Source organism: Neisseria sp. P0021.S006, from assembly GCF_051956895.1.
Genome location: NZ_JBQCWZ010001329.1, coordinates 1 through 412 on the forward strand (window position 1 = coordinate 1; position 412 = coordinate 412).

Here is a 412-nt window from a genome sequence, read left to right on the forward strand (position 1 = left end):
GCACCAGTTGCACCGTCTTTAATGATGGTAGTAGTGGTATTACCGTTACCGTCTTTGATGGTTACAGTGTGAGTGCCATTGCCGTTGTCTTTAACGTCGGCTTCAGCATTCTTACCGTCTTCACCTTTAGCACCAGTATCACCCTTAGCTGCAGCTTTACCGTCTTTAACGATGGTAGTAGTGGTGTTACCGTTACCGTCTTTAATGGTCACAGTATGAGTGCCGTCGCCGTTGTCTTTAACGTCGGCTTCAGCATTCTTACCATCTGCACCAGTTGCACCGGTAGCACCAGTTGCACCGTCTTTAATGATGGTAGTAGTGGTATTACCGTTACCGTCTTTGATGGTTACAGTGTGAGTGCCATTGCCGTTGTCTTTAACGTCGGCTTCAGCATTCTTACCGTCTTCACCTT

General features: G+C 47.3%; 1 protein-coding gene. It reads right to left on the reverse strand.

Annotated elements, in window-relative coordinates:
• Nucleotides 1-412: collagen-flanked surface repeat-containing protein (locus ACTHUM_RS20140; RefSeq protein WP_440404022.1), on the reverse strand; the 412-nt coding region annotated here is incomplete at both ends.